The sequence below is a fragment of the Nesterenkonia flava genome (assembly GCF_031432335.1).
Lineage (GTDB): Bacteria > Actinomycetota > Actinomycetes > Actinomycetales > Micrococcaceae > Nesterenkonia > Nesterenkonia flava.
Window position 1 is genome coordinate 37,083 of the sequence record NZ_JAVKGT010000006.1, and the last position, 25,932, is coordinate 63,014.

25 protein-coding genes and 1 riboswitch are annotated in these 25,932 nt (G+C 66.5%); of the genes, 18 read left to right on the plus strand and 7 right to left on the minus strand.

The window, feature by feature from the left end:
* Positions 1-62 precede the first annotated feature (62 nt).
* Positions 63-941, minus strand: a complete 879-nt coding sequence (locus RH857_RS03410) for a M48 family metalloprotease (RefSeq protein WP_310536575.1) — start codon at positions 939-941, stop codon at positions 63-65.
* A gap of 246 nt (positions 942-1,187) precedes the next feature.
* Here RH857_RS03410 and RH857_RS03415 point away from each other — a divergent pair, with 246 nt between their 5' ends.
* The 7 genes from RH857_RS03415 to RH857_RS03445 all read left to right on the plus strand — a co-directional run bounded on the left by RH857_RS03415 (position 1,188) and on the right by RH857_RS03445 (position 8,168).
* Positions 1,188-2,381, plus strand: coding sequence for a M23 family metallopeptidase (locus tag RH857_RS03415; RefSeq protein ID WP_310536576.1), 1,194 nt, complete (start codon positions 1,188-1,190; stop codon positions 2,379-2,381).
* 153 nt (positions 2,382-2,534) lie between these two features.
* Complete coding sequence (locus tag RH857_RS03420; RefSeq protein WP_310536577.1) at positions 2,535-3,761, plus strand: Na/Pi symporter; 1,227 nt, start codon at positions 2,535-2,537, stop codon at positions 3,759-3,761.
* 168 nt (positions 3,762-3,929) lie between these two features.
* On the plus strand, positions 3,930-5,219 hold the full coding sequence (locus tag RH857_RS03425; RefSeq protein WP_310536578.1) for a Na/Pi cotransporter family protein: 1,290 nt from the start codon (positions 3,930-3,932) through the stop codon (positions 5,217-5,219).
* Positions 5,219-5,497, plus strand: coding sequence for a hypothetical protein (locus RH857_RS03430; RefSeq protein WP_310536579.1), 279 nt, complete (start codon positions 5,219-5,221; stop codon positions 5,495-5,497). The genes RH857_RS03425 and RH857_RS03430 overlap by 1 nt, the downstream gene beginning before the upstream one ends.
* A 154-nt stretch (positions 5,498-5,651) precedes the next feature.
* Positions 5,652-6,881, plus strand: coding sequence for a Na/Pi cotransporter family protein (locus RH857_RS03435; RefSeq protein WP_310536580.1), 1,230 nt, complete (start codon positions 5,652-5,654; stop codon positions 6,879-6,881).
* 28 nt (positions 6,882-6,909) lie between these two features.
* Positions 6,910-7,170, plus strand: coding sequence for a hypothetical protein (locus RH857_RS03440; protein ID WP_310536581.1), 261 nt, complete (start codon positions 6,910-6,912; stop codon positions 7,168-7,170).
* Entirely contained in the window at positions 7,167-8,168 is a 1,002-nt protein-coding gene (locus tag RH857_RS03445) for a PstS family phosphate ABC transporter substrate-binding protein (protein ID WP_310536582.1), read from the plus strand. Before RH857_RS03440 ends, RH857_RS03445 begins: the two co-directional genes overlap by 4 nt.
* Here the strand turns inward: RH857_RS03445 and RH857_RS03450 are convergent.
* Complete coding sequence (locus RH857_RS03450; protein WP_310536583.1) at positions 8,155-8,643, minus strand: YajQ family cyclic di-GMP-binding protein; 489 nt, start codon at positions 8,641-8,643, stop codon at positions 8,155-8,157. The two genes, RH857_RS03445 and RH857_RS03450, sit on opposite strands and share 14 nt — an antisense overlap.
* A gap of 314 nt (positions 8,644-8,957) precedes the next feature.
* Between RH857_RS03450 and RH857_RS03455 the strand changes: the two genes are divergently transcribed.
* The 6 genes from RH857_RS03455 to RH857_RS03480 all read left to right on the plus strand — a co-directional run bounded on the left by RH857_RS03455 (position 8,958) and on the right by RH857_RS03480 (position 15,057).
* Positions 8,958-10,208, plus strand: a complete 1,251-nt coding sequence (locus tag RH857_RS03455; protein ID WP_310536584.1) for a cobalamin-independent methionine synthase II family protein — start codon at positions 8,958-8,960, stop codon at positions 10,206-10,208.
* 200 nt (positions 10,209-10,408) lie between these two features.
* Positions 10,409-10,987, plus strand: a complete 579-nt coding sequence (locus tag RH857_RS03460; protein ID WP_310536585.1) for an OsmC family protein — start codon at positions 10,409-10,411, stop codon at positions 10,985-10,987.
* Between the two features lie 20 nt (positions 10,988-11,007).
* Entirely contained in the window at positions 11,008-12,093 is a 1,086-nt protein-coding gene (locus RH857_RS03465; protein ID WP_310536586.1) for an acyl-CoA dehydrogenase family protein, read from the plus strand.
* Between the two features lie 21 nt (positions 12,094-12,114).
* Positions 12,115-13,365, plus strand: coding sequence for an ABC transporter substrate-binding protein (locus RH857_RS03470; RefSeq protein WP_310536587.1), 1,251 nt, complete (start codon positions 12,115-12,117; stop codon positions 13,363-13,365).
* Entirely contained in the window at positions 13,362-14,201 is an 840-nt protein-coding gene (locus RH857_RS03475; RefSeq protein WP_310536588.1) for an ABC transporter permease, read from the plus strand. The genes RH857_RS03470 and RH857_RS03475 overlap by 4 nt, the downstream gene beginning before the upstream one ends.
* 97 nt (positions 14,202-14,298) lie before the next feature.
* Positions 14,299-15,057 carry an ABC transporter ATP-binding protein gene (locus tag RH857_RS03480; protein WP_425573468.1) on the plus strand — a complete coding sequence of 253 codons (759 nt, stop codon included), beginning with the start codon at positions 14,299-14,301 and terminating at the stop codon, positions 15,055-15,057.
* A gap of 31 nt (positions 15,058-15,088) precedes the next feature.
* Here RH857_RS03480 and RH857_RS03485 read toward each other — a convergent pair whose 3' ends face one another.
* Genes RH857_RS03485 through RH857_RS03495 form a run of 3 tightly spaced genes read right to left on the minus strand, consistent with a single transcriptional unit; the run spans position 15,089 to position 17,279 of the window.
* On the minus strand, positions 15,089-15,697 hold the full coding sequence (locus RH857_RS03485; protein WP_310536590.1) for an alkylhydroperoxidase domain protein: 609 nt from the start codon (positions 15,695-15,697) through the stop codon (positions 15,089-15,091).
* Complete coding sequence (locus RH857_RS03490; RefSeq protein ID WP_310536591.1) at positions 15,694-16,287, minus strand: CMD domain protein; 594 nt, start codon at positions 16,285-16,287, stop codon at positions 15,694-15,696. The genes RH857_RS03485 and RH857_RS03490 overlap by 4 nt, the downstream gene beginning before the upstream one ends.
* Positions 16,287-17,279 carry an LLM class flavin-dependent oxidoreductase gene (locus RH857_RS03495; RefSeq protein ID WP_310536592.1) on the minus strand — a complete coding sequence of 331 codons (993 nt, stop codon included), beginning with the start codon at positions 17,277-17,279 and terminating at the stop codon, positions 16,287-16,289. Before RH857_RS03495 ends, RH857_RS03490 begins: the two co-directional genes overlap by 1 nt.
* Positions 17,280-17,495: 216 nt before the next feature.
* Here RH857_RS03495 and RH857_RS03500 point away from each other — a divergent pair, with 216 nt between their 5' ends.
* From RH857_RS03500 to RH857_RS03510, 3 genes are all read left to right on the plus strand, one after another.
* Entirely contained in the window at positions 17,496-18,467 is a 972-nt protein-coding gene (locus RH857_RS03500; RefSeq protein ID WP_310536593.1) for a Bug family tripartite tricarboxylate transporter substrate binding protein, read from the plus strand.
* Between the two features lie 91 nt (positions 18,468-18,558).
* Complete coding sequence (locus tag RH857_RS03505) at positions 18,559-18,930, plus strand: tripartite tricarboxylate transporter TctB family protein (RefSeq protein WP_310536632.1); 372 nt, start codon at positions 18,559-18,561, stop codon at positions 18,928-18,930.
* Complete coding sequence (locus RH857_RS03510; protein WP_310536594.1) at positions 18,927-20,459, plus strand: tripartite tricarboxylate transporter permease; 1,533 nt, start codon at positions 18,927-18,929, stop codon at positions 20,457-20,459. The genes RH857_RS03505 and RH857_RS03510 overlap by 4 nt, the downstream gene beginning before the upstream one ends.
* A 12-nt stretch (positions 20,460-20,471) precedes the next feature.
* Here the strand turns inward: RH857_RS03510 and RH857_RS03515 are convergent, their stop codons facing one another.
* Positions 20,472-21,791, minus strand: coding sequence for a bifunctional o-acetylhomoserine/o-acetylserine sulfhydrylase (locus RH857_RS03515; protein ID WP_310536595.1), 1,320 nt, complete (start codon positions 21,789-21,791; stop codon positions 20,472-20,474).
* A 189-nt stretch (positions 21,792-21,980) separates the two neighbouring features.
* A riboswitch (SAM riboswitch) is annotated at positions 21,981-22,100 on the plus strand.
* A 15-nt stretch (positions 22,101-22,115) separates the two neighbouring features.
* Here RH857_RS03515 and RH857_RS03520 point away from each other — a divergent pair.
* The gene (locus RH857_RS03520) at positions 22,116-23,579 is read left to right on the plus strand and encodes an O-acetylhomoserine aminocarboxypropyltransferase/cysteine synthase family protein (RefSeq protein ID WP_310536596.1); all 1,464 of its coding nucleotides are present in this window, start codon (positions 22,116-22,118) and stop codon (positions 23,577-23,579) included.
* Positions 23,579-24,805: a cystathionine gamma-synthase gene (locus tag RH857_RS03525; RefSeq protein ID WP_310536597.1), complete on the plus strand. Its 1,227-nt coding sequence runs from the start codon at positions 23,579-23,581 to the stop codon at positions 24,803-24,805. The genes RH857_RS03520 and RH857_RS03525 overlap by 1 nt, the downstream gene beginning before the upstream one ends.
* Positions 24,806-24,875: 70 nt before the next feature.
* Here the strand turns inward: RH857_RS03525 and RH857_RS03530 are convergent, their stop codons facing one another.
* Positions 24,876-25,922: an LLM class flavin-dependent oxidoreductase gene (locus tag RH857_RS03530; RefSeq protein ID WP_310536598.1), complete on the minus strand. Its 1,047-nt coding sequence runs from the start codon at positions 25,920-25,922 to the stop codon at positions 24,876-24,878.
* Positions 25,923-25,932: the final 10 nt, after the last annotated feature.

Here is a 25,932-nt window from a genome sequence, read left to right on the forward strand (position 1 = left end):
CGCCACAAGGAGTCCTTCAAGGGTTCTCGCCCCCGCTGTTGTGCGTGCAGTTTGAGACGTGATTACTGGCCGCGGGCCATAGCTTCCAGGCGCTCGATGCGCTCGGCCATCGGCGGGTGGGTGGAGAACATCTGCTTGGCGCGGGGGCCGAAGGGGTTCGCAATCATCATGTGCGCATGCGCGTCATGCTTGGGATCCTCCTTCAGCGGCTGACGAGCAATGCCGCCGTCGAGCTTGGCCAGCGCTGAGGCCAGTGCCAGGGGGTCACCGGTCAGCGCGGCCCCATCCGAGTCGGCGTCGTACTCCCGAGTGCGGGAGATGGCCATCTGAATCAGGCTCGCCGCCAGAGGCATCAGCAGGGCGGCCAGGAGGGCCCCCACGAGCATGAGCGGGTTGCCGCCCTGGTTGTTGCGCCCGCCTCCGCCGCCGAACAGCAGGAAGAACTGAGTGACCGTGGTGAGGAAGCCCGCCACGGCTGCGGCCACTGATGAGATGAGAATGTCGCGGTTGTAGACGTGCATCAGCTCATGGCCGGTCACGCCTCGCAGCTCCCGCTCGGTGAGCAGGTTCAGGATGCCCTCGGTGAAGCACACGACGCCGTTCTCCGGATTGCGACCCGTGGCAAAAGCGTTGGGAGTGGGAGTCGGAGCAATGTAGATCCGCGGGGCCGGCTGCTCAGCGCGGGCGGCGAGCTCCTCCACCATCGCGTAGAGCGCTGGGGCCTGCTCCCGGGTCACCGGGTAAGCCTTCATCGCTCGTAGGGCGATCTTGTCGGAGTTCCAGTACGAATAGGCCACGGTGCCCACGCCGATCAGGCCAAAGATGAACAGGAACTGCGGGGTGCCGCTGGCATAGGCGACGATGGCGCCGACCAGCAGCAGCATGGCAAAGAGGAAGGCCAGCAGACCCGCGGTCCTCAGGCGTCCGTTGTGGTGGTGCATCTGGCGGTCACTCCCTGGCGTCCGGTGTGTGGTGGTGGTTCTGGTAAAGAACAACGTCATCCTATGCCGGGGTCTTCCACGATCACGCCCCCGCCGCTAGGCTGATGAGGGCAAGGCCTCTCTCTGACCTCCCCGTTTTGGAAGGCGTCGGCAGTGTCTCAGCACCGCACCTCGTCCACGGATTCCCACAACTCTCGGTCATCGCGCTCCGGCCTCCGTCATCCCGGTCTCTGGAGCCGCTGCCTGGTGCTGCCGGCAGCAGCCGTTCTGATCGCCCCACCGCTGATGGCCTCCACCGCCGCGCCGCCGGAGGTTGCCTCCCGTGACGCCGCCTACGCGGGCTGGGAACTGCCCACGCTGCTGTCCTCGGGTGCCGGCGCGACGGCCGGCAGTGGACTGCAGCTCTCTGCCGCCACGGTCGGTGGGATGGTTCCCGGTGTTGCCTCTGCCATCCCTGGGCCGCCCCCGCATGAGGAGCGTTTTCTCCCGGAGGAGTTCGAGCGCGAAGTGCCGGGCTGGGATGCGGAGACCGGCGGCATGCTCAGTCTCCCCGGCGGCCTGGCGCTGATGCACCCGGTGCCGTTCAGCTACCTGTCATCGCCCTTCGGCTGGAGGGACAACCCCACCGGTCCGGGCCGTCAGTTCCACTTCGGCCAGGATTATCCCGCGGCCTGCGGCACCCCGGTGCGTTCGGCGGAGTCCGGCGTAGTGGAGTCGGCCGGCTGGCACGACGCCGGCGGATGGCGGATGGTGATCAACCACGGCCACGGGGTCAAGACTGCCTACAGCCACAACGAGGCATTCGTCGCGCGTATCGGTCAGACCGTGGAGCGGGGAGAAGTCGTCGCGATCTCCGGCACCACCGGGCGCTCAACCGGATGTCACGTCCACTTTGAGGTGCTCCTGCACGGCGAATGGGTCAATCCGGCGCTCTACCTTCCGGGGTTCTACGACCAGCCGGAGCATCTCTACGGAGGGCAATACCGCAGCTATGTGCCCGATCGCGGCCCGGACGATGACGAGCAGGACGAGGCGGTCAGCGCCGCGGGCTCATCGTCCAGTCCCTCACCGTCTCCGGAGCCTTCAGAGTCGCGGGAGGCGGAATCGCCCTCACCTAGCGCCTCGCCTTCGGGAGAGCCTTCAGTCTCCGAACCGACGCCCAGTAGCTCGCCGCGTCCGAGCCGCTCGGCGTCACCCCAGCCGTCACCGGAGGCCCCGGACACTGAGAATCCGTCCCCCAGCGCGACGCCGTCCCCAAGCCCTTCTCCTGACGCGCCGCCCGCCAGTGAGGACCCGGCCCCCACTGAGAGCCCCTCGCCGAGCCCCAGCGATGTCCCCGAGGGTGAATGCGCGGTGCTCGACGAGGACGGCGAGCTCCTGGAGCCGGAGGATGAGGATTACGAGGAGTTCAAGGCGCTGCTGCCCGCGTTCTGTGAGTGAGATCCGCCACAGAACTGGACTAGTTGAGTCGTATTGGCCAGGTGTTCACCTGGAGTTCACTTTGGACTGTCACTGTGTGGGAGAACAGGGTGCTGGAGCGTTCCAGACCAGGGCCCTGAGGGCATTGCACAGGCCGCACGCCAAGGAGATTCTATGGCCGTCATCCCCGCTGTGGATAAGAAGGACGCCGCACTTCGCGCACCCGCATCCCAGCCCTCAAGGCTTCCCCGACCGCTGCGGAGCCTGGGCCTCTCGCCTCGCAGCGCCGCGGTCCTGAACTGGCTCATCGTCGCGGCGAGCGTCTATGTGCTGATCACCGCCGTCAACGTGATCGGCGCCGGCTTCTCCGCCGCCGCGGGCGACCGAGCATCCGAGCTCTTCTCCTTCGCCGCGAACCCCATCGTGGGCCTCATGATTGGCGTGGCTGCCACCGCTTTGACCCAGTCCTCCTCCACCACCACGTCGGTGACGGTGGGCCTGGTGGCCGGAGGGCTGCCGCTGGAGATCGCCGTGCCGATCATTATGGGCGCCAATATCGGCACCACGCTGACTAACACGCTGGTGAGCCTGGGCATGGTGCGGGATAAGGAGCAGTTTCGCCGCGGTTTCGCCGCCGCCACCGTCCATGACTTCTTCAACCTTCTGGCGGTCGTGATCTTCCTGCCGCTGGAAATGATGTTCGGCCTGCTCCAGCGCACCGCCAGCGCCCTCTCCGGGGCGTTGTCCGGAGCCGAGGCCGGTGTGCTCAACGCCGTCTTCGGCGGCATTGGCACCGTGGTCAAGGGAGCCACCAGCCCGCTGTCCAACCTCATCAAATCCGCTCTAGGCTTCCTGCCCGGGCCCTGGGCCGGCATCGCCATGATCGTGGTCGCCATCGCGCTGATCCTGGCGGTGATCAACCTCATCGGGCGTCAGCTGAAGGTGCTCCTGGTGGGCCGCGCCCAGCGCGTGCTGCACGCCTCGGTGGGACGCGGACCGATCACCGGGATCGGCTCCGGCGCGCTGGTGACCGTGATGGTCCAGTCCTCCTCGACCTCTACGGCGCTGATGGTCCCGCTGGCCGGCTCCGGCGCGCTGGGTCTGCGCCAGATCTACCCCTTCACCCTCGGAGCCAACATCGGCACCACCATCACTGCACTGGTCGCAGCCTTTGCCTTCGACGGCGCCATGGGCACCATCGCCCTGACGGCCGCGCTCGTGCACCTGTTCTTCAACATCTTCGGCACGGTGGTCATCTACGGCCTGCCCTTCCTTCGCGAGCTGCCCCTGAAGGGTGCCACCTGGCTGGCCAACCTCGCGGCCGAGAAAAAGATCTACGCCTTCGCCTGGGTGCTCGGAGTATTCGTGGCGCTGCCGCTGGTGCTCATCTTCGCGCTCTGAGGTGTCCCGCTTCTGAACGCCGGCTAAGAATCTCCCGAAGCCGCGCCGAATTCACGGCCAGTTCACGTCCGTTTCACCTGCAGTTACACCTGCGCGTCGCACAGTAGGTGACGCGTGGGGGCTGACCCAGTCAGATAACTGCTGAAAACGGACTCAGGGAGACCTGTCATGACCGTGAAGAAGTATGACCCCGTCAAGGGTGAGGATCCCCTCGCCGAAGAAGACCCCGAGCTGAGGCTGCACGAGGACGAGCTCTCCCGCCGCGGCGCCGAAGAGAAGCCGACCAGACGGCTCACCAGCCTCTTTGAGCGGATCGGTCTGGAAGGCCGAGCGCTGACCATGGCCCACTGGCTGTCGGTGGCACTGGGAGTATGGCTGCTGCTCACGGCGGTCAACGCGATCGGCAACGGCTTCGAACTGGCGGCCGGAGACCAGGCCGAGGAGCTCTTCGCCTTCGCCACCAACCCTTTCATCGCGCTGATGATCGGCATCGTGGCCACCGCCCTGACCCAGTCCTCCTCCACCACCACGTCGGTGACGGTAGGCCTGGTGGCGGGCGGACTGCCTCTGGAGATCGCCATTCCGGTGCTCATGGGCGCCAATATGGGCACCACCATGACCAACACCCTGGTCTCCCTCGGCATGATCCGGGACAAAGAGCAGTTCCGCCGAGGATTCTCGGTGGCCACGGTGCAGGACTTCTACAACCTCATGGCCGTGGCTCTGATTCTTCCCGTGGAGCTGCTCACCGGCTTCTTGGAACGCTCATCCCAGTGGCTCTCGGAGCAGACTGCAGGCGCGGAGGGCGGACCCGTGGCCTACGTCTTTGAACGGATCGGCGACGGCGTCAGCCTCATCACCGATCCCGGCGCTGATGCTCTGGAGTTCGGGCTGGGCTTCCTCCCCGACGTCTGGCAGGGGGTGATCATGATTCTCCTGGGCATCGGGCTGATCCTCTTCGTCATCAACTTCATCTCCAGCATGCTGAAGGTCCTGCTCGTGGGCACCGCTAAGAAAGTGCTCCACGGCGCCATCGGCCGCGGTCCAGTGGCGGGAGTGGGATCCGGCGTCGCGGTCACCGTGATGGTGCAGTCCTCCTCGACGACGACGTCTCTGGCCGTACCGCTGGCCGGTTCCGGGCACTTTGGCCTCAAGGAGCTCTATCCCTTCACCGTGGGGGCCAACCTGGGTACCACCATGACCGCGCTCATCGCAGCCTTCAGCTTCACCGGAGAGGAGGGCGTGATTGCCCTGCAGGCCGCTTTGGTGCACCTCCTGTTCAATGTGACCGCGCTGCTGGTGATCTTCTCGGTGCCCTATGTGCGCAGCCTGCCCCCGCTTGCGGCCGGGCGCATGGGAGCCTTGGCCGGCGAACGCAAGGTCGTGGCACTCCTGTGGGTGATTGGTCTGTTCGTCGCGCTCCCGCTGGCCCTCATTCTGGGAAGCGTGATGCTGTGATGGCCGAAGCCGAGAAACTGGATCCCGAATGGGATGAAGCGTTGAAGGACATGGAGATCGAGCTGGAGATCATCCTGCGCGACGCTGAAGCGACGGTCACCGAGATCCGCAAGGAGCTCGCCGAGCAGCGACTCAGGAGACGACAGCACGAACAGATCGACAAGCTCCCGGAGTATCTGGCCACCACCAGGGGTCGCTGGCGGGATCTGAAGGCGCTCTTCACTGAAGTCCTGGAGGAGCTGCGCAGCGGCGATGGCGAGCGAGACTCCCGCACCTAGAGCCCACCGCCCGCGCCGCGCAGGAGCACTGCAGAACGCGTGATGTTCATCGGGAGTTCACCCAGATGTCCTGGGAACGGCTCGTGCGGCCCGCTTAATGTTGCGCGTGGAACGCGCCGGCACCACGCCAGCGCCCTGGCCTGCAGGAGCAGACATGACATCCCCCATTGTTGAGGCCCGTGCTGACGAGCCTGATGCGAAGTCGCCTGCCGCACCACCGCGGAGTCCCTTCGAAAGGTTCGGTCTGACGGGGCGCGGTCTGGCCATCGCGAACTGGATGTCCGTTGCGGCCGCGGTGTATGTGCTGATCACCGCCGTCAACGTCATCGGGTCCGGGTTCAAGATCGCCACCGGTGATCAGGCGGACGCTCTCTTCTCCTTCGCGACGAACCCGATCGTTGCTCTGATGATCGGCGTCGTCGCCACCGCTTTGACCCAGTCCTCCTCCACCACCACGTCGGTGACGGTGGGCCTGGTGGCCGGAGGGCTGCCGCTGGAGATCGCCGTGCCGATCATTATGGGCGCCAATATCGGCACCACGCTGACTAACACGCTGGTGAGCCTGGGCATGGTGCGGGATAAGGAGCAGTTTCGCCGCGGTTTCGCCGCCGCCACCGTCCATGACTTCTTCAACCTTCTGGCGGTCGTGATCTTCCTGCCGCTGGAGATGATGTTCGGCCTGCTCCAGCGCACCGCCACAGCGCTAGCCGATGCAACGGCAGGAGCCGAAGCGGGAGTCCTCAACGCGATCTTCGGCGGCCTGGGCACGGTCGTGAAGACCGCCACGCGGCCTCTGTCGAATCTGATCGAGGAGGGTTTGAGTTTTCTGCCGGCTGTGTGGCACGGGATCGTCATGATCGTTGTCGCCATCGCGCTGATCCTGCTGGTCATCAACTTCATCGGCAAACAGCTGAAGATCCTCATGGTGGGCCGGGCCAAGGACGTGCTCCACATAGCGATCGGACGCGGGCCCCTTGCCGGAATCGGCTCCGGGGCACTCATCACCGTCATGGTGCAGTCGTCCTCCACGTCGACTGCCCTCGTGGTGCCGCTGGCCGGATCGGGAGCCTTCACTCTGAAGCAGATCTACCCCTTCACGCTGGGGGCCAATATCGGAACCACCGTCACCGCCCTGATCGCGGCATTCGCCTTCGACGGCCCAGAAGCTACAGCGGCCCTGACGGCGGCGCTAGTGCATTTCTTCTTCAACGTCTTCTCCACCGTGCTGATCTTCGGGCTCCCATTTCTGCGCCTGATTCCGGTACGGGGTGCCACCTGGCTGGCGGCACGCTCCGCCGAACGCAAGGTCTATGCCTTTGCCTGGTCGCTTGGGGTATTCGTCGTCATTCCTCTGGTGCTGATCTTCGCCACCACCGCTTTCTGATTCCCGATCCCCGACTGGAGAGCCTGCTATGACCAACTCCCCTGAGATTCCCGACGTCGAAACCCAGCTTGCGCGCATCCTGCTCGAGGCGGAGGAGTCCATCGCCGAACTCCGCCATGAGCTGGTGAAGATCCAGCAGGAGCGCATGCAGCACGAGGAAGTCGACAAGCTGGAGGAGCATCTCGCCGCCGCCACCGTGCGCTGGAGTGAGATTCGAGTCTTCTTCCGGCTGATGCTCCAGGAGCTCCGGGGCGGCCGCGCTGACGCGGGACAGGAGGAAGAGAGGTGACGCGTCCACGCACCACCGCTCTCGCAGCGGCCGGCACGGTCCTGATGGCGGCCATGCTCAGCGGCTGTGGAGAGGATCAGGCTCAAGCTGCCCAGACTATCCGCATCTCCGGTTCAGCGACGGTGGCCCCTATCACCGAGCTCATGGCCCGGGAAGGGGACTTCAGCGTCGAGATCTCCAGGGAGGGGACGGCTGACGGCTTCCAGCGGTTCTGCGCGGGAGAAACCGATATCAACAATGCCTCCGAGGCGATCCCGGGGGAGGGTCAGCCGGTGGACTTCCTCAGCCTCTGCGAAGACAACGGCGTGGAGTTCTTAGAGCTGCCCATCGGAATGGACACCCTGACGGTCGTCCGTCATCTGGAGAACGACTTCGCCTCAGAGATGACAGTTGATGAGCTGCGCGCCGTCTGGGAACCGGGTTCTGACGTCAGGACCTGGTCGGACATCCGGCCGGACTGGCCGGAAGAGCAGATCGACTTGGCAGGCCGTCCGGCCGGGTCGGGCACCTTTGATGTGTTCACCCATCAGATCGTGGGGGAGACAGGGCAGATCCGCGAGGACTACTTCGCCACCGATGACCTCGACGAGCTCGTGGACTGGGTTGCGGAGCATCCCAATGCTCTGGCGTTCATGGGCATCGGCAACTACTACAGCGCCGGCGACGACGAATCCCGGGACGTGATCTCCACCGTGGCGGTTGACGGGGTGGTGCCCACGCTGGAGAACGCTCAGAACGGCAGCTACCAGCCGCTGACACGTCCGCTCTTCATCTACGTCTCCACGAGCGCCCTTCAGGAGAACGACGCCGTGGCCGAGTTCGTCGAGCACTATCTGAACTCAGCCCACGACGTACTCCCGAGGACCTTCTTCTACCGCCTGCCCGAGCGCTCTTATGAGGCGGTGCAGTCCCGGTATGAGGATGGCGAGACCGGCACGCTCTACGAAGGGGATCCCTTCCGGGAGGACTCCGTGGTGGACCTGCTCAGCGCATATTGATGAACTGCAGGGCGGCGTCGTCGAAGTCCTTCAGCAGCGCGATCACGGCCTGAAGGTCGTCCCGGGACTTCGAGGTCACCCGCAGCTCATCGCCCTGAATCTGCGCCTTGACGGACTTCGGGCCCTCGTCGCGGATGATCTTGGAGATCTTCTTGGCAGTGGCCTGATCAATGCCTTCCTTGATCGTGCCTTCGATGCGGTACTCCTTGCCCGAGGCGTAGGGCTCGCCGGAGTCGAAGGACTTCAGAGAGATGCCGCGCTTGATGAGCTTGGAGCCGAACACGTCCTCCACGGCCTTGGCCCGCTCCTCCGAGTTGGCCTTGATGAGAATCTTCTCGCCCGAGAAGTCGATCTCAGCGCCGGTGCCCTTGAAGTCATAGCGCTGGGCGATCTCCTTCTGGGCCTGGTTCAGCGCGTTGTTGACCTCCTGCTTGTCCACCTGGGAGACGATGTCGAAGCTTGAATCCTTGGCCATGGGGGCTCCTTCTCTACGGGGTCGGTGTCCTGCCCCACAGTCTAGTGCCGTCATATTTCCGCCGCCGAAGGGAACTGTGGTTATGATGCCTGCTGAAGAATTGAACATAATTCTTCGGCAGCGCGCATGCGAAGCCTCGCGCCCAGCACTCCGCAGTCCCCACACAGGACGCAGCGGACTCTGCTCGGCACCGCTGCGAACCAATTCCTCATGACACCTGGTGGAGTGTTCGACAAGGATGGTTCGCGGCAGGCACCACGACCTGAAGCGAACCGACTTTCGTCACCCACGGATGAAACGAAAGGACGGCTCGCATGCCTGACTCCCTCAACGGACTGCCCCTCTCGCAGGACCCCGATCAGCAGATCCTCGTGACCCACGCCGGCTCTCTGCCGCGCACTGATGAGCTCATTGAAGCCAATGCCGCCCGTGAGCTGGAGGACGACGGCTTCACTCTGAAGAAGACCGAGGAGTTCGACCGGCTGCTGCGTGAAGCGGTCGTGGACCTGGTGAAGAAGCAGGCCGAGGCCGGCGTGACGCTGCCCGGCGACGGCGAATACGGCAAGGCCATGAGCTCCGCGGTGGACTATGGCGCCTGGTGGTCCTACGTCTTCCAGCGCGTCGGCGGCCTCGAGGTCACCGGCGAGGATCTCTTCAGCTGGCCCCACCAGGAGTCCAGCCCGGGCAACATCAAGCTCACCAACATGCTCAACCGCCGCGACTGGGTGAAGTTCAAGCAGTTCTACACCTCCCGAGAGCTGCAGACCGGCAAACAGGCCACCGCCTTCCCCGCCACCACCGGTCCCCTCACCTGGCGGGGTCAGGAGGCGATCGAGACCGACATTGCCAACCTCAAGGCTGGCCTTGACGCCGTCGGGCTGGAGAAGGGGTTCATCACCTCCATCGCCCCCGGCTCCGGAGCTCGCGTGCCCAACTCCTACTACAAGACCGAGGAGGAGCACATCTACGCGTGGGCCGATGTGCTCAAGAACGAGTACAAGGCGATCACCGACGCCGGCCTCATCCTTCAGCTCGACGACCCCTCCCTGGCAGAGAATTGGGACCAAATCAGCCCTGAGCCCTCCGTGGAGGACTACCGGAAGTTCACTCAGATCCGTATCGAGGCCATCAACTACGCCCTCGAGGGCATCGACCCGGAGCTGGTCCGCCTGCACATCTGCTGGGGCTCCTGGCACGGTCCGCACACTACCGACATCGAGTTCCGTCACATCGCGGACCTGTGCCTGGAGGCCAACGCCAAGTACTTCACCTTCGAAGCCGGCAACGTCAGGCACGAGCACGAGTACACCGTCTGGGACGACCTGAAGCTGCCCGAGGGCAAAGTCATCGCCCCCGGGGTGGTCTCCCACGCCACCAATGTGGTTGAGCACCCGGAGCTTGTGGCGCAGCGTCTCCTACGCTTCGCCGAGCGCGTGGGCAAGGAAAACGTCCAGGCGAGCACCGACTGCGGCCTGGGAGGACGTCTGCACCCGGACATCGGCTTCGCCAAGCTTGAGTCCCTGGCGCAGGGAGCAGCGCTGGCGACGAAGAAGCTGTGGGGATGAGAGCAGTCGCCTCTGACTGATCCCGCTGACGGCCCGTCCTCTTTTCCTTGGGGGCGGGCCGTTGTGCTGCCGTCGTCGGGCATTTATGTCTCCAGATGAAGAGGTCTATGTTCACCCGATGTCCAGCTCGTAGTATGCGAGGAAACGGATGATGGTCCGTACCGCACGTGAACCACCGACCTCGAAGGAGAACCGTTCCTATGGGCGCCGAGACGACTCATCTTGAAGGCATCGATGCTGAAGGCCTGGCCAACCTGTCTCAGAAGAACCGGGAGAACCCCGAGCACGGCCACAAGGTGGTCAAGACTAAGACTGTGGCTGAGGCCGGCTTCCGCAACCTCAACTACGTGCGCGATCACAAGCCCTTCCTGATCTCCGAGCCTCACAAACTCCTGGGCGACGACGAGGCCCCGAACCCGACCGAGTTCGCGCTGGGCGCCCTGGGCTCCTGCATTTCCGTGGGGCTGCTGGCCAACGCCACCCACCGCGGAGTGACGCTCACCAAGATCGAGGTGGAGCTCGAGGGCGACATCGACATCTCTGCCACCTGGGGCGTGGGCGACCTCGATCCCGAGAAGGTCCTGGGCGTCTCCCACGTGCGTGTCAACGTAGTCCTCGATGGCGACGCCGATGAGGCCACTCTGCAGGAGATCACCGACAACGCCATCGCGTGGTCGCCGGTGGTGAATACCTTTAAGCGTCCGGCGACCTTCGAGACCACTCTGACCGTGGGCGAGGCCCCCACCGACTCCGAGGGCGACGCCGCCAGCCACGGCTGAGCCGCAGGGAGCCTGTTGCCATGACCACTGCACCCGCCGACGCCCCGTTGACCCATACCGAGGTGCCCCGCGACCTCCTGGAGGCGGTCGCCGAGCGCGCCTCAGCCATCGACGCTGGGGACGCGCTCGCTCGCGAGTTCCTCCCCGAGCTCGGCCGGCACGGTCTCAACGACCTGGGGGCACCAGGCAACAGCGGGGGAGACCTGCTGCCTCAGGCGGCAGTGATCGAGCAGCTCGCTGAACGGTCCCTCTCGACGGGGTTCGCCCTCTGGGGCCACCGGATGGCCGTGGAGTACTTCGCCGCAGCCGGTACGCCGTATGCCCACTCGGTGCTGACCGGACTGCGTGAGGGAACCGTCCCCGGAGTCTCCGGGATGGCCTCGGCATTCAAGACGTTCGCCGGGGCGGGAACCCTGGATCTCACCGCGGTCCGAGAGGGGCAGGAGCTGATTCTCAACGGTCGGCTGCCCTGGGCCTCCAATCTCTACCCGGACGCCGTCGTCGCGACCTCGGCATGGGAGACCGCCCAGGGGGAGAAGACCCCCATCGTGGTGAGCTTCCCTTTGGATGCTCAGGGCGTGGAGATCGGCCGAGACCTGGATCTGCTGGCCCTGCAGGGCACCTCCTCGACCTCCGTGAAGCTCACCGACGTCCGGATTTCGGCGGAGCAGGTCCTCTCGGAGGATTTCTACGGCTTTCTGGCCCGATGCCGCCCCACCTTCGCGGTGCTGCAGAGCGCCTTCTGCCTGGGGCTGGCAACGGCCAGCTTCCGGGCGGCCCGCAGCAATCTGCCCGGCCTCAATGAGGTGTTCTTCGAGGAGTTCCGGACTCTGCAGGATGAGCTCGCGGAGGTTAAGGCGCTGCTGCGCGACTACGCGCTGCGGGTCAACACGGAGCACGCTCCCCAGCGCTCGGAGATCCTCTCCCTGCGCCTGCAGGCCGGACAGCTCGCGGTGGCACTGGCGACCCTGGAGATCAAAACCTCCGGTGGCAAGGGCTACGTGGTCACCTCAGACGCCAACCGCCGCTTCCGTGAGGCGACCTTCCTGCCCGTGCAGTCTCCCTCCGAAGCGCAGCTGCGCTGGGAACTGGCCCACGGGCGCTGAGACGTTCGACGAAGGAGCTCCATGCACTCGCCCTCGTTCTCCGGTGGCCTCTCCCGCCGCAGCCTGCTGGGGCTCGGAGCGGGAGCCTCCGCCGCCGCCCTGCTGGCGGCCTGTGCGCCTGCCGGCCCCGGTGCTCCGGCCACAGCCGCCGAGCCCCCGACGTTTGAGCCCAGCCTGCCCGCGCCGGAGAACCTCGAGCAGACCAACATCACCATCGGCTTTGTGCCCATCACCTGCTCCTCCCCGATCGTCAACGCGGCGGCCCTGAACATCTACGAGCACTACGGGCTCAACGTGACCCTGCGCCGCTTCACGGGGTGGGCAGAGCTGTGGATCGCCTTCGTCGCCGGTGAACTCGACGCCACCCAGTTCCTGGCGCCCATGCCGCTGGCCATCCATCACGGCTTCGCCTCCGGCCAGCGCAGCCTGCGACTGCCCTATGTCACCAATATCAATGGCAACGGCATCACCGTCTCCCAGCGGCTGGCGGGGCAGGTCGAATCCCCCGAGGACTTCGCAGGCCTTCGCCTGGGACTGCCCTTCGACTACTCCGTGCACAATCTGCTGGCCCGTGACTACCTGGTCTCCGGGGGACTGGACCCCCAGACCGATGTGGACCTGCGCATCATGCGCCCGGCTGATATGGTCACCGCCCTGGCCGTCGGTCAGATCGACGCCTTCTGCCTGCCGGACCAGTTCAACCAGCGGGCCGTGGCCGAAGGCGCCGGATTCATCCACACTCTGACCAAGGACCTCTGGGCGGAGCATCCGTGCTGCAGCTTCGCCGTCGCCGAGGACTTCGCCGCCGCCAACCCCAACACCTACACGGCGCTGCTGCGTGCCATCGGCGATTCGGCACTCTTCATCGATGACCCCCAGCGCCGCGCGGACACGGCCTCCCTCATGGCTCAGCCCGCGTTCCTGGGCCTGCCGGAACCGGTGCTCACCGCTGTGCTGACCGGGAACTACCCCGACGGCACCGGCGAGGAGCATTCGGTCCCCGACCGTATCGGCTTCCAGCCCTACCCCCACGAGTCCTACGGCGTATGGATGTTGGACTCCATGCAGCGCTGGGGGCTCACCGGAGAGCAGACCTTCACGACCGGAGCCGAGTATTCGGCCGCCGTCTCAGAGGTCTTCGACTCGCAGGCCGCCGCGGACGTCCTGGGTGCTCTGGGCGGAATCACGCAGGAACGCACCGCAGAGACGGTGCTCGGCCGCACCTTCGACCCTCAGAATCCCCTCGAGTGGAGTAAGCAGGCAGCATCATGACCACCACCGCGCACAAAGAGGCCTCCCCCCAGTCGCTCCAGGACGCCGCCAAACGAGACCGTGCAGCGCGCCGCCTCAAGGCCGCGGGTCTCTTCGTGATCTTCTTCGTGCTCTTCATCGGCCTCTGGCAGCTAGCCACCATGGGGTACGACGACGGCGGGCTGGCCCCGACGCCCGCGGCGAGCTGGCAGCGTCTGGTGGAGGTGCTCTCGGGCGCCTTCACCCACAATCCACCCAACGACGTCGGCATCGTCTTCCACCTCGTGGCCTCGCTGCAGCGCGTGCTGCTGGGATTCGGGCTGGCTGCGCTGGTGGCCATACCGCTGGGGCTGCTGCTAGGCACCAACCGCACCATCAACGCCGCCCTGGAGCCGTTCATTCAGGTACTGCGCCCGGTCTCCCCGCTGGCCTGGCTGCCCCTGGGGCTGGCCCTGCTGCGTGACGCCGAGGCCACCGCCGTCTTCGTGATCTTCATGGCCAGCCTCTGGATCATCCTCATCAACACCATCGACGGGGTGCGCCGGGTCAACCCCCTCTACCTGGACCTGGCCCGCACCCTGGAGGCCACCAGCACTAACAGGACGCTGCGCATCCTGCTGCCTGCGACTCTGCCCGGCATCGTCACCGGCCTGCGCACGGCGCTGTCCACCGCCTGGCTCGTGATCGTGGCTGCCGAGATGATCGTGGGCAACCGTGGCATGGGCACCTTCGTGTGGACGGAGTGGAACGCCCTGCAGATCGACAGCATCGTCGTGGCCATCCTCATCATCGGCGCAGTGGGCTTTGTGCTCGACCGCTCCATCGCCCAGCTGCACCGACTCATCCCGAAGAACTGACCCGCCCGCACGTTCATCGCGTGGAAGGAAATCCCTCATGACCGTGACCTCCGAGGCCACCGCCGAACCCCTCACCGCCGCCCCCGCGCTCGCCGCCGTGGAAGTCACCAAAGGATTCCCCCACCGCCGGAGAGGGTTCCAGCGGGTGCTCGGCGAGACGAGCTTCTCTATCCGTGAGGGCGAGTTCGTCACCATCATCGGACCCTCCGGTTCCGGAAAGTCCACCCTGCTGAAGCTCCTGGCCGGGCTCGAAGCGCCCGACTCGGGACGAGTGGAGCTGGCCGGAGAGCCGGTCACCGCTCCCAGCCGGCGTCTCGGCGTCGTCTTCCAGCAGCATGTGCTGCTGCCATGGCTCACCGCCAAGCAGAACGTGCTCTTCGCCCTGGAGGCCCACGGAGGCTCTGACCGCTCCGCGAGCGAACGCGAACGGCTGGCCGAGCATTGGCTGGAGCTGGTGCAGCTCTCCGACGCGAAGGACCTGAAGCCCGGACAGCTCTCCGGAGGCATGCAGCAGCGCGTGGGCATTGCCCGGGCCTTCGCCCTGGAGTCAGAGGTGCTGCTGATGGATGAGCCCCTCGGCGCACTCGATGCCCTGACCCGGCACACCTTGCAGCTGCAGCTGCTGAAGCTCTCCGAGCAGGAGAAGCGGACGTTCGTGCTGGTCACTCACGACGTGGATGAGGCGCTGCTGCTCTCCGACCGGATTCTGGTCCTGTCCCAGGGGCCCGAGGCCGCCGTGCTCAAGGACGTCAAGGTTCCGTTCCCGCGCCCGCGCGACCGTGATGCCGTGGAGTCCAGCAGCGACTACCTCGCCCTGCGGCGTGAGCTTCTGGGGCTACTGACCTCCGGCAGCTGAAAGCGGCGTCGCTGCCTAGCCGAGATCAGCCCTATCGCCTGCGGGGCGGCACCTCCGGCTCTCCCAGCGAGAGCATGAGGCGGTTCGCCCAGTTGAAGAACGACGCACCGTAGATCACGTCGAGAATCTCACCCTCGCCCAGTCCCGCCTGCCGCAGAGCCTGGAGGTGCGCCCGGCCGAATGCGCTAGGAGTACGCGTCAGCGCGGCGGAGGCCGCGGCGATCGCCGACCAGGGTTCGCCCAGATCGGCATCCACGCCCTCGTCGAGCAGGCGTTGGACGTCTTCGGCCCGGCCTGACTCCGCGGTGGCGCGGGCGGTGTGCACGGAGGCGCAGTAGACGCAACCGTTCAGACGCGATGCTGCGGAGGCGGCGATCTCCCGGTCGGCCCGCGGCAGGCCGCTGGTGACGTTGTAGAAGATGTCCTTGTCCGTGAGGGTCCGGGCATGCAGGGCCTGCGGATTGCGCACCAGCAGTCGGAAGTAGGGGCTCTTGATCCGGAAGTCGTCCAGCAGGGCGGCCCGCTGTGCTTCGGTCAGCTCATCCTCGGGCACAGGAGCAAGCCACGGCCTCCACCCCAGGCCCTGCTGAGTGAATCCCTCCGGCCGCGTGATGTCTTGGTACTCCAGCACGGTGTTCATGCGGAAGCTCCTTCCTGAAGGGCCAGCAGGCCGTCCACGACCCGGATCTGAAACGCCAGAAACGAGATCAGCTGGCTGAGCGTGACGATGTCATCGGCGCTCCAGCCAGCCTCCTCCAGGCGGCGCAGGTGCTCGGGACGGGCATCCCGCGGATGCAGGCTCAGCAGATGTGCGTGCTCCAGGGCCGCGGCCAGCCGCTCCGAGACCGGCTCCGGACGCTGACGGTAGTCCACGCTCGGGCCGGGGACCGACTCGTGCTGATGGCGCGGCTCCCGGTAGTGCCCGTAGGGGCCCGGGCGGCGATCCCGAGCCGCCAACTCCGCGACAGCCTCCGCCAGCGGAGTACCGGCCTCATCCTCGGCCAGTTCGGTGTAGAACGCCAGGGCAGGGGAGTTGCTGGCGTGCAGCCCCGCCGTGTAGGCGGCCACCGCGTAGCGCTCTGCCAGGGTGAACGAGCCGGGCTCCTCAGGTTCAAAGAGCAGCTCGAAGGAGCGCTGGGCGTTCTCCCGGGCCTGCGGGCGCGCATCGCGGACCAGGTCCAGCCTGCTGCCGGCCGGGATTCCGGCCAAAGCGTTGATGATGTCGGTCATCAGGACTCCACCGTCCAGCCCAGACGGGGTGCCACCTCGGTGCCGAGCAGCTCGATGGATCGCAGGGTCAGCTCATGCCCGGGGTCCAGGGAGTGGACCTGGAAACTGACTTCGGTGGAGCGCGCGGCGGCCTCGTCAGCACCCAGCTGCTCGGTGACCTCCTCCACGGTGCCGAAGTAGGTGTTGGTGTAGGCGAGCAGCTGCTCATCGCTCAAGGTGGCGGCGTCGACCTTCAGGTTCCGCTCCGCGAGCGCAGCCACGCGGGTCCGCAGGTGCTTCAGGGCAACCTGGCGGTTCTTCTCATCAACCACGACAGCCGTGCGACTGGCCAGAATACGCGGTGAGGAGCCTTCCGGCAGCTGGGCCAGGTAGGCCTCGATCATCTCCAGCTGCTGCTGTCCCACCCGGTCCCCGGGCCGGCTGCCGGGCTGGATGCGCGAGAGCATGAGCCCGTCGCCGGCGCGGCCCGCGCGTTCAGCACCGCTGACGGAGAAGGTGGCCTGCCAGATCCGCTCGTCCAGACCGGAGGGCAGCGGCTGCAGGGTGAAGCCGGCCTCCCCGATGGGCTCTCCGCGCAGCGCCGCCCGCAGCTGGGCGAACTTCTGGGCGAACATCTCGCGCACATCGGCGCCGCCGTAGCCGAAGGCCTCCAGCGCCTGCGGGGACGCGCCGGGGGCTACGCCGAATTCAAAGCGTCCGCCAGAGAGTACGTCCACCACGGCGGCATCCTCAGCGGTACGGATGGGGTTCTCATGCGGCAGAGTCACGACCGCGGTGCCCAGGCGGATGCGGGAGGTGGCCTGCGCGGCAGCGCCCAGCAGTGGCCACGGGGTGGGCAGGCCTCCCTCCTTGGCGTTGAAATGATGCTGGGCCACCCACGCGCTGGAGAATCCGCAGCGCTCAGCCTGTTGAATCTGCTCCAGCGCCCAGCGGTACCGCTCACCAGCGGTTCCCGTCTCCAACAGGCGGGTGAAGAATCCGATGCGTGGCACGTTCAAAGCCTCAGCTCTCGTGGGTCAGGGGGTGGGAATGTCCCCATAATCCTAAGGAGAGGTCTGCGTCCGTGGTCCATCGCGTCGGCTCAGGGCGGACAGGAAACGGTGCTGTATTACGTGAGGTTGCGCGGGTGCACCGTCGGGCCAGCAGGCGTACTAGCATGTTGCGCCTGACTTCACTCGTCTCCGACCCGCTGTAAGGATGTTCACCCGATGAAGACCGCCTATGCCGTGAAGACCACCGGACTGCTCGCCGTCGCTTCCCTGGCTCTGGCAGCCTGCGGCGATGCACAGACGGACGACGACGGCACTTGGCCCGACTCCAACCTGGAGATCCTCATCGGTTTCGGCGCCGGAGGCACACCGGACCTGCTGGGCCGCGGCATCGGTGAGCAGCTGCAGGAGAACCACGGAATCAGCGTGACCTCCACCAACCGCACCGGGGGCGCCAGCACCATTGCCCTGAATGAGGCGCTCTCCGCCGAGGCGGACGGCACCACCCTGGCGCTCGCGACCTCCAATGTGCTGCTGTGGCAGCCCCTGGTGGAAGAAGGTCTGGAGTACACCCAGACCGACGGATATGAGGCGCTGGCCAAGGTCGGAGAGTCAGCGTTCTCCCTGATGGTTGCCGCCGACGGTGAGTTCGAGACCATGGAGGACTTCATCGAGCGCGCCGAGGCCGGTGAGGAGCTCTCCGTGGCCGTGACCGGTGAGGGCGCTCAGACCGACCTGACGGTGCAGCTGCTCAACGAGCAGAACGGCTGGAACCTGCGCAGCGTGCCCTACACCGACGGCGCCGGCGAGGGGATCCTTGCCGTGCTGCGCGGCGAGGTGGACGCCCAGATCAGCACGACCGCGGGTGTGCAGGGCCAGATCGACTCCGGTGACGTGGAGATCCTGAGCATCCTGGCCGAGGAGACTGAGCCCCACAATCCCGAGGCCCCCACCCTGGATGAGTTCGGTCTCGAGATTCCGATGGGCACGACCTTCTACATCATCGCCTCCGATGAGATCGATGAGCAGCTGCGCGAGGAGATGGCTTCTGCCCTGGAGGAGATTGTCACTTCGCAGGAGTGGCAGGAGTATCTCGAGGAGATCGGCCTGCCCGATGCAGTCCTTGACTACGAGGGTGCCCAGGAGGAGATCGAGGACCTGATCTCCCAGTACGAGCTGCTGGAGCCCTAAGCTGACTCCCACAGACGAGGCCGAGCCGCAGGCGAGACCGGCGACCATCCCCTGGGCGGTCGCCGGTCTCGCCGGTCTGGCCCTGGCCGGACTGACGTCGTGGGTAGGGTTCACCAACTACTCCCTGGGGACCCTTGACCGGCCGGGGCCGGGATTCTTCCCTCAGCTGGTGGCCGCTTTGCTCGCGGTGGCGTCGATCCTCGCCCTGCTCGAGGCGCGGTCTGCGACCTACACCGGTGAGCCGATCCTCTGGAAGCGTCTGCTATGGGCTCTGGCTGCCGTTCTCGGCGGAGCAGCCCTGCTGCCGAGTGCCGGCTTCCTGCCGGTCGCCTTCCTCGGCGGGGTGATCATCGCCGTGCTCGCAGAGGGCCGATTCCGCTGGCGAATCCTGCCGGTGATGGCACTGATGAGCGTCGCCATCTGGCTGCTGTTCGAGCAACTGCTGGGAATCCGCCTGCCATGATGCTTCCCCTGGCGATGAGTCCCTGGGAGGGGCTGCTCCACGGCCTCGCGGTGGCCCTGACGCCCGAGCACCTTCTGGCTGCGCTGGTGGGTGCGCTGCTGGGCACCATCATGGGGCTGGTGCCCGGCATCGGCCCGGTCTCCGGCGCGGCAATCCTGCTGCCGCTGACCTATGTCTTTGATCCGCTGACCGGCATGATCGTGATCGCCGGAATGTTCTACGGCATCATGTACGGCGGTTCCACCACTTCGGTGCTGCTGAACATGCCGGGCGAGGCCCCCTCAGTGGTTGCGGCCTTCGAAGGCTACCCGTTGGCTCAGCAGGGCAGGGCAGGGCCGGCGCTAGGCGTGATCGCCATCGCCTCCTTCATCGCCGGTACCGGCAGTGTCATTCTGCTCTCCGCGGTAGCGGCCCCCGTGGCGCAGGCTGCAGTCATCTTCGGCTCCGCGGAGTACTTTGCCCTGACTCTCGGGGGACTCATTGTGCTCTCTCGGGTGATGGGGGGATCGCTCGCCGCGGGTCTGCTGCCCCTGGCTTTCGGTCTCTTCCTCGGCATCCTGGGTGAAGACGCCATCAGCGGAGCGGCCCGCTACACCTTCGGCGTGCGCGAGGTCTCCCAGGGCGTAAGCATCGTGGCGCTGGCGGTGGGTCTGTTCGGCCTGGCTGAGATTCTGCGCCTGCTGGTCCACCGCGGAGAGGTGCCGAAGGTGGGGTCGCTGCGCTGGCGCAGCCTGATCCCCACTCGTGATGACCTGCGCAACTCCGCTGGTCCGTGGCTGCGCGGGGGAGGCATCGGCTTCGGCATGGGCCTGCTTCCCGGTCCCAGCATCTCTCTCGCCACGCTGCTCAGCTACCGGGTGGAGTCCCTGGTGGGCCGGGACCGGAAGAAGTTCGGCAAGGGGGCGATCTCCGGGCTGGCAGGACCGGAGGCGGCCAACAACGCTGCCGCCACCTCATCCATGATCCCGCTGCTGGCCCTGGGACTTCCGTTCTCTGCAACCCTCGCGGTGATGCTGGTGGCCATGCAGGTTCACGGAATCCAGCCCGGCCCGCAGCTGGTGAGCTCCCACCCGGACCTGTTCTGGGGCCTCATCGCCTCGCTGCTGATCGGCAACGTCATGCTCCTGGTGCTCAACATCAACTTCATCCGGGTCTGGGTGGCGATGCTGCGCGTGCCCAACTGGATCCTGCTGCCGAGCGTGGTGGCCCTGTGCTGGGCTGGCATTTATAGCTTCCGTCTGAGCTGGTTCGACCTCGCCGCAGCCGCGGTGCTGGCGGTGCTGGGCTTCTGCATGATCCGCTTCAACTTCCAGATCGTGCCGGTGCTGCTGGGCGCGCTCATCGGACCTCTCGTGGAGCGGCACTTCCGTCAGGGCCTGACCGCTGCCAACGGCGAGCTGAGCTACTTCGTCACCCAGCCGATCGCTGCCGGCATCTGGGCAGTGGTGGCTCTGCTAGTGATCGGCTTGCCGCTGCTGCGTTTCTTTGCCGGGCGGCGGCGGCAGCCGGAGTCCGACGCCGCCGCCTAGCCCTGATGCGGGTCACAGAGCGTGGCTGAGCGCCTGATCCAGGTCCGCAAGGATGTCATCGATGTGCTCGATGCCGACCGACAGCCGCACCAGGCCGGGGGTGACGCCCGCAGCGCGCTGTTCGGACTCCGCCAGCTGCCGGTGCGTGGTGGAAGCCGGGTGGATGGCCAGGGACCGCACATCGCCGACGTTGGCCACCAGGGAGTGCAGCTGCAGAGCATCCACGACCGCCTGCCCGGCGCTTGCTCCGCCGTCGACCTCGAACGCCAGCACCGATCCCACACCCTTGGGCAGGTACCTCTGCGCGCGCTCGTGCCAGGGGCTGGAGGCCAGTCCGGGGTAGGAGACTGAGATGACGGCGTCGTGGGCCTCGAGGAACTCGGCGACCTTCTGAGCGTTGAAGACATGGCGTTCAACTCGCAGTGAGAGCGTCTCCAGGCCGAGGTTGATCTCGAAGGCGTTGTGCGGGGAGAGCGAGGGGCCTACATCGCGCAGCAGCTGCACGCGTGCTTTGAGGATGTAGGAGAGGTTCACGCCGAAAGCGCCACCCTCACCCAGGTCGTGGCCGAAGACGAGCCCGTGATAGCTCTCATCCGGCTGGTTGAAGCCGGGGAAGCGCTCCGGGTAGGCGGTGTAGTCGAAGCGGCCGGAGTCCACGATGACCCCGGCGATCGCGGTGCCGTGGCCCCCGAGAAACTTGGTCGCCGAGTGCACGACGACGTCGGCACCGTGCTCGATGGGACGCAGCAGGTACGGGGTGGGCAGCGTGTTGTCCACGATCAGGGGTGCCCCGTATTCGCGGGCGATGGCCGAGACATTCTCGAAGTCCAGGACATCCCCACGGGGGTTGGCCACACTCTCGGCGAAGAACGCCTTGGTGTTCTCGCGGATCGCGGCCCGCCAGGACTCTGGACTGTCGGGGTCCTCGACGAAGCTGACCTGCACACCCAGCTTGGGAAGGGTGTGCTTGAAGAGGTTCTGGGTGCCGCCATAGAGCGAGGGGGAGGCCACGATGTGGTCCCCGGCCTCGGCCACGTTGAGGATCGCCAGGGTCGTGGCAGCCTGCCCCGAGCCCACGGCCAGAGCCCCGACGCCGCCCTCCAGCGCGGCAATCTTGTTCTCCACCGCCTCGACGGTGGGGTTTCCGATGCGGCTGTAGATCGGCGCCACCTCCTGCAGCCCGAAGCGCTTGGCGGCGGCGTCGGTGTCCGGAAAGACGAACGAGGTGGTCTGCTGGATCGGCAGGGCGCGGGCGCCGCTGACCGGATCCGGGGCGACGCCGGCGTGAATCTGCTGCGTCTCAAACTGCCAGGCGGGGGTGGAATCGCTCATGGATGCTCCTTGGGGTGTCTGTGGTCGCCGTCTCGTTTCACCGGTGACGACGCCGATGCTATGCCTTCGGAGGGGATTCCGGTAGAGGGGCGTAATGTTCATACATACGACTGGCATTCGACGGGGAAGGGGAAGAAGCCCTGATGTTGGGGTGAATAAATCGCGTGCATGCCGTAATATGTTCACAGCGATCACGAGTACCGGTTCACTTAAGGCTCTGGCTGACCGGTCGGCAACCCTTCCGCGGTGATGGGGTGCCCCAGATGACGATCCGGCCGCAGGCAGACCGCCTGAGGGCAAGCACGGCTCACAAAGGAGCGCAGCATGTCTGCGACAGCACACCCCAGACCCTCCAGCCACTCACGGCAGGAGCCTTCCTGTTTCAGCACCCGGCAGATCCATCACGGACAGGGATCGCGCGCCGGTGCCGCGGACTCCACAGCGACCCCGGCGGTGGGCGTAGTGCCCCCGGTGCACCTGGCGGCCGCCTATGAATTCACCAGTCTGCGTGACGCTAGAGAAGCCTTTGCTCAGCGGGAGCCGGGATTCACCTACGCACGTACCGGAAGCCCCACCGTGGCTCTCCTGGAGCAGCGCCTCGCAGCCCTGGAGGGTGGTACCGGCGCCGTGGCCACCGCCTCGGGGCAAGCCGCGATCGCGCTGACGCTTCTGGCTCTGGCGGGGCGCTCGGGGCAGAGCGCAGACGGCCTGCCCCATCCAGGGGTGCCCGCCGGGCACGTGGTGGCCTCCTCCCGGATCTACGGCGGAACCGCGGATCTGCTCAACGACTCGCTGGCCGAAGCGGGTATCACCGTCACCTGGGCGGACCCGCACGCCCCGGACGAATGGGAGCGCGCGGTGGATGGGCGCACACGGGCGCTGCTGGTGGAGTCCATCGGCAACCCGCACGGCGACCTTCCGGATCTGGCGGCGCTCGCCGGCCTCGCCCGCCGCGGCGGCATACCGCTCGTGGTGGACAACACCCTGGCAACGCCGTACCTCTTCCGGCCGGGAGAGCACGGAGCGGACTTCGTGGTGCACTCCACCACCAAGTACCTCACCGGCAACGGCACAGCTCTGGGCGGGGCGGTGGTGGACACCGGGCGATTCCGTCCCGAGGCTGACCCTGCCCGCTGGCCCCAGTTCACCGCCGGACTGCCGCGATTCGGCGGGGTGCCGCTGACCCAGCGCTACGGTGACGGGGCGGTGCTACACCTGATTCGCGCCAAGTATCTGCACGACCTGGGACCCTGCGCCGCTCCCTGGAATGCCCAGCAGACCCTCGAGGGGATCGAGACACTGGATGTGAGGATGGATCGCCACTGTCGAGTAGCCGAAGAGCTAGCTCGACGCCTGCAGGACCATCCGGGTGTGGCGCGAGTCCGGCACCCCAGCCTGCCGCAGGACCCCAATGCCGCAGTGGCGGCTCGCGACTTCCCCCGAGGCACCGGCGCGGTGCTGTCCTTTGAACTCGCCGCCGGCCCCTCAGAGGTGGAGCGCTTCATCGATTCTCTGCAGCTCATCAAACTGGCCGCGAACATCGGTGACAGCCGCACCATGGTCGCCCATCCGGCGTCGATGACCCACTGCAGGCTCTCCGAAGCGCTGCGTGAGGCCGGCGCCATCACTGAACAGACCATCCGCCTCTCCGTGGGGCGCGAGGACGTAGAGGACCTGTGGCGCGACCTCCGCCAGGCCTTCGACCGCGCCGGACTGACCGAAACGCAGAACCACCATCTGACCACGCAGGACGGCGCCGCAGAGGCACTGAAAGAGGTGAGCCGCTGATGACGCTGATTCCTGAGACCCCCACCCGCTCCGTCCCGGCTGCGCCGCGGCCGTCGATGCGGCTCCGGCCGGGCTTCGCCACCGAAGCCGTGCATGCCGGTCAGGACCCTGATCCGCTCACCGGCGCGGTCATTCCTCCGATCTACCAGACCTCGACCTTCACTCAGCACGGTGTCGAGACGCTGAAGAACGGGTACGAGTACTCCCGCGGCGGCAACCCCACCCGCAACGGCTTCGAAGCGCAGTTGGCCGCCCTGGAGGGCGGAGGAGCCGCGTTCGCCTTTGCCTCGGGAATCGCCGCCGAGGATGCCTTCCTGCGTGCGGTCCTGCGTCCGGGAGACACGGTGATTGCTGCGGCGGAGACCTACGGCGGCACCCACCGGCTGCTGACCCAGATCTACGCCCGCTGGGGTGTGCGCACGGTGTTCGTGGATCCGAGCAGTCCCCGGGATCTGGAGCGCGAGCTGGACTCCGACCCCACGGTGCGCCTGCTCTGGTTGGAGACCCCCACCAACCCCCTGCTGACCGTGGTGGACATCGCTGCGTGGTCGCGCATCGCCCATGCCCACGGGGCCCTGGTGGCGGTGGACAACACCTTTGCTTCCCCGGCACTGCAGACCCCGTTGGCCCATGGTGCTGACGCGGTCATTCACTCCACCACCAAATACATCGGAGGTCACTCAGACGTCCTGGGTGGAGCCGTCGTCGTCGGCGGGGCGCAGTGGGAGGGCACGGCCCTGGAGGAGCTCGTGCGGTTCCAGCAGTTCGCCGCAGGCGCGGTGGCCGGCCCGCAGGATTCCTTCCTCGCAGCCCGCGGGCTGAAGACGCTGGGAGTACGGATGCGCCAGCACTGCGAGAACGCCGGAATCCTCGCCGAGTGGCTCACGGGCCATCCGCGGGTACAGGAGGTGCTCTATCCAGGGCTGCCCCAGCATCCCACCCATGAGCTGGCCGCCGCGCAGATGTCAGGCTACGGAGGACTCATCACCTTCCGGGTCTCCGGGGGCGAGGCTGCCGCCCGGCGCACCGCCGAGTCCACCGAGCTGTTCGGGCTCTCTGTCAGTCTCGGCGGGGTGGAATCCCTGATCTCCCACCCTGCCACCATGACGCACGGTTCCACACGGGGAACACCCCAGGCACCGCCCGCCGACGCCGTGCGCGTTTCTGTGGGCATTGAAGACGTCGAGCATCTGGTGGATGACCTTGACCGCGCCCTGCGCGCCTGACCTGCCTGTCCCGAGTGAGGAGCCTGCCCCGATGGCCCGGTGGTCCGGCTCCATGAGGGCGAGGCGCTCGCTAGGCGCGGCGAGGATGCCAGCCCAGAGCAGGGCCCAGGTGCTCGGCAATGTCGGTGAGGATCTGCACGTAGTCCTCGTGGGAGAAACTGAAGGGCAGCGCGAACGCGACCTCCTCGACCTCCCGGAACCCTGCGTGGGCATAGAGCGCGGCGGCAATCTGCTCACTGGTGCCCAGAAGATCCTTGGCCGGCAGGAAGCCCCGGGGCCCCTGAGGGGTGAGGGTGCGCGGTGTCCGCTCCTCTACATAGCGCCGGTACTTCTCTCGCTGTGCGTCAGTCGCCGAATCAGTGGGGATGACCACGAGTCCCTGGGAGACCCGGGCCCGCTCGCCCAGCGGGTGCTGGGCGAGGAAAGCCCGGATCTGCTCGGCCTGAATCTGCGCGAAGTCGGGAGCCTCTCCCTCGTGTCTCTGCTCCGGGGGCACCAGCACCACGGAGGAGGTCAGGAGGTTCAACCCCGCCGATCCCGCCCACTGGGCGGAGCGAAGGCTCCCGGCGCCGTACCAGAGGCGCTCCCGCAGACCGGGGGAGTGGGGCTCCACACGCTCGGAGAACTCTTCGACGATGCCGTCTTTTCCGGAGAAACCCCAGGCGGGTTCCCCGCTGATGAGCCGGATGAGACGTTCGGCTCGGGTATAGCTGAAGTCCTCAGCGTCCGAAGTGTCGGGGTAAAGGCTGGAGCGGACGCTCTCCCAGCGCATGGGCTCGCCCACGCTGATCCCGGGATTGATGCGGCCACCGGAGAGCAGATCCACGGTGGCCAGATCCTCAGCCAGCCGCAGCGGGTTCTCCCACGCCAGGGGAGTCACCGCTGTTCCCAGTTCGATGCGGCTGGTGCGCTGGGAAGCCGCGGCCATCACAGCGATGGGCGAGGAGATGCCGTACTGCAGGTGGCGGTGCCTCAGCCACGCCGAGTCGAAGCCTAAGCGCTCGCCGAGCTCAATGATCTCCAGGGTGGAGGTGTGTCCTTCGACCGGGCGATCCCGGTCGAAGAGGCCGATGGTGAGGAAGCCGAGCTTCTTCAGGGGTGCACCGGGTGCAGGCATGGAACCTCAC